The 3,060-nt window shown below is 73.3% G+C and carries 1 protein-coding gene; it reads left to right on the top strand.

Annotation, left to right across the window (positions count from 1 at the left end):
- Positions 1–157: 157 nt before the first annotated feature.
- Complete coding sequence (locus VDQ18_RS23360; protein WP_323023252.1) at positions 158–2,941, top strand: glutamine-synthetase adenylyltransferase; 2,784 nt, start codon at positions 158–160, stop codon at positions 2,939–2,941.
- The last annotated feature ends 119 nt before the right edge of the window (positions 2,942–3,060 follow it).

Raw genomic sequence — 3,060 nt, 5'->3', positions numbered from 1 at the left:
GGGCAGAGGGGGGCAGACGGCCCCCCTTCCTTTTTCGGCGCGGCGGCACGCCGCGTCGCTGGTCGCCCGAGGCGCCCGCGGCAGCGGGCAACGAGGGCGAAACCCTCTCCCTCTCCTCTGCCGTTGACCTGGGCTCCGGCGCGAGGGCAAATCGGGCATGCAAGATTTCCTCGCCCGACTCACCCGTTCCCCCCTGCCTCACGACCCCGAGGCCGGTGCCGATATCGCCGCCCGTTTCGCCGATCTCGCCCCCGAGGCCCGCGGCCTGCTGGAGGGCACCGCGGGATGCTCGCCCTTCCTCAAGTCCTTGATGGAGCGCGAGGCCGACTGGCTGCGCGAGGCGCTTTCCGGGGCGCCGGAGGCGGCCTTCGAGGGGATCCTCGCCGGGCTCGTCCCCGAGGCGCCCGCCGCCACCGGCAGCGCGCTCCGGCAGGCCAAGCGGCGCGTTGCGCTGCTGTCGGGGCTCGCCGACCTCGGCGGCGTCTGGTCGCTCGAAGCGGTCACCGGGGCCTTGACCCGTTTCGCCGATCTCGCCGTCCAGCGGGCGCTCGCCACCCATCTGGCCGAGGAGATCCGCCGCGGCAAGATCCCCGGCGCGCAGCCCGGCGACGAGGAACAGGGCGCGGGCATGGTGGCTTTCGCCATGGGCAAGATGGGCGCGGGCGAGCTCAATTATTCCTCCGACATCGACCTCATCTGCCTTTTCGACGAAAGCCGCTTCGCCCCGGGCGATTGGCACGAGGCCCGGCAGGCCTTCATCCGCGCCACCCGCAAGATGGCGGCGATGCTGAACGACCATACGGGCGAGGGCTATGTCTTCCGCACCGACCTCAGGCTGAGGCCGGATGCCAGCGTCACCCCGGTCTGCATCTCGATGGAAGCGGCCGAGCGTTATTACGAGAGCCTCGGCCGCACCTGGGAGCGCGCGGCCTGGATCAAGGCGCGGCCCGCGGCGGGGGATCTGGCGGCGGGCGCGCGGTTCCAGGAGGCGCTCAGGCCCTTTGTCTGGCGCCGCCACCTCGATTTCGCGGCCATTCAGGACGCGCATGACATGATCCGCCGGATCCGCGAGCACAAGGGTCTGGCCGGGGCGCTGGCGCTGGATGGCCACAACCTGAAGCTCGGCCGCGGCGGCATCCGCGAGATCGAGTTCTTCACCCAGACCCGGCAGCTGATCGCCGGGGGCCGCGACCCGGATCTGCGGCAGCGCGACACGGTGGGCGGGCTGGCGGCGCTGGCGGCGAAGGGCTGGGTGCCGGAGCCGGTGACGGCCGAGCTGACCGGGCTCTACCGGACCCACCGCGAGCTGGAGCATCGCCTGCAGATGGTGCAGGACGCGCAGACCCAGATCCTGCCGAAGACGCCCGAGGATTGGGACCGGATCGCCCGTTTCTCGGGCGAGGGGGATACGCTGGCCTTCCGCGAGGCGCTGTTCGCGCGGCTCGACCGGGTGACGGCGCTGACCGAGGATTTCTTCCAGCCGGGGGGGGGCGAGGTCGCGCCCCGGCCCAGCCTGAGCGAGCAGCAGCGCGAAGTGGTGCGCGGCTGGCGCTCGCTCCCCGCCCTGCGCTCGGCCCGGGCGCAGGAGATCTTCACCCGGCTCGAGCCCGAGATCCTTGCCCGGCTGCTGAAAGCGCCGCAGCCCGACGAGGCGATCCTGGGCTTCGACCGCTTCCTCTCGGGCCTGCCCGCGGGCGTGCAGCTGTTCTCGCTCTTCGAGGCCAATCCGACGCTCATTGACCTCCTGGCCGATGTGCTGACCACGGCGCCGGTGCTGGGCCAGTATCTGGCGCGCAACGCCGGGGTGCTGGATGCGGTGATCGGCGGCGGGTTTTTCGCGCCCTGGCCGGGGACCGCCGCGCTGGCCGAGGGGCTGGCGCGGCGGCTGGAGGGTGAGGCGGATTACGAGAAGAAGCTCGATGCGGCGCGGGTCTGGATGAAGGAATGGCATTTCCGCATCGGCGTGCATCATCTGCGCGGGCTGGTGGATGCGTTCGAGGCCGCCGGGCAATACGCGGGGCTGGCGGACGCGGTGCTGGCCGGGCTCTGGCCGCTGGTGGCGGCGGAATTCGCCCGCAAGCACGGACCGGCGCCGGGGCGGGGCGCTGTGGTCCTGGGCATGGGTTCGCTGGGCGCGGGGCGGCTCAACGCGGCGTCGGACCTCGACCTCATCGTGATCTATGACGCCGCCGGGCAGGAGGCCTCGGACGGCCCGCGCCCCCTGGCCGCGCGCGCCTATTTCGCCCGGCTGACCCAGGCGCTGGTGACGGCGCTCTCGGCGCCCATGGCGCAGGGGCGGCTCTATGAGGTCGACATGCGGCTCCGGCCCTCCGGGCGGCAGGGGCCGGTCGCGACCTCATTCGACGCCTTCCGCAGCTATCAGGAGGGCGAGGCCTGGACCTGGGAACATCTGGCGCTGACCCGGGCGCGGCCGGTGGCGGGATCGGCCGAGCTGGGCGATGAGGTGGAGCGCTTCCGCCAGGCGCTGCTGGCGCAGAAGGCGGGCGGCGCCGGGGTGGCGCGCGACGTGGCCGAGATGCGGGCCCGGCTGCGGGCGGCGAAGCCCGGGCAGGGCGGGCTCGAAGCCAAGGACGGTCCGGGGCGGTTGCAGGATATCGAGCTTCTGGCGCAGATGCTGGCGCTGAAGGCGGCCTCCTCCGCCCGCCGGGTCGAGGCGCAGATCGCCGCGGGCAAGCGCGCCGGGCTGATCGCCGGGCCTGAGAGCGAGCGGCTGCTCTCGGCCTACCGGCTGCTCTGGCGCGTGCAATGCGGGCTGCGGCTGCTGGCGCATGGTCCGAGCGAGCCCGAGACGCTCGGCGAAGGCGCCCGCGCCTTCCTGCTGCGCGAGGCGGGCGAGGCGGATCTGGACGCGCTGCTTTCCCGGCTGGAGGGGACGGTGACCGAGGCGGCGGCGATCGTCGACGCCGCCTTGGCGGGCTAGGGACGAGGAAGCCGGGGGGCCAGCCCCCAGAGACGCGAAGGGCGGGGGGCCAGCCCCCTCGGCTCCCTGCCGCGCCACGGGCGCGGCGTTCGCGGCTGAAACGCGCCACTGGCGCGTTT

It is taken from the genome of Pararhodobacter sp., assembly GCF_034676075.1.
In the GTDB taxonomy this organism is placed as follows: Bacteria; Pseudomonadota; Alphaproteobacteria; order Rhodobacterales; family Rhodobacteraceae; genus Pararhodobacter.
Note: the sequence above shows the minus strand (reverse complement) of the source record. Positions and strands in the feature narration are given on the sequence as shown.

Coding starts and splice junctions, on each gene's coding strand:
- VDQ18_RS23360 (WP_323023252.1), top strand. CDS start 158: ATGCAAGATTTCCTCGCCCGACTCACCCGTTCCCCCCTGCCTCACGAC.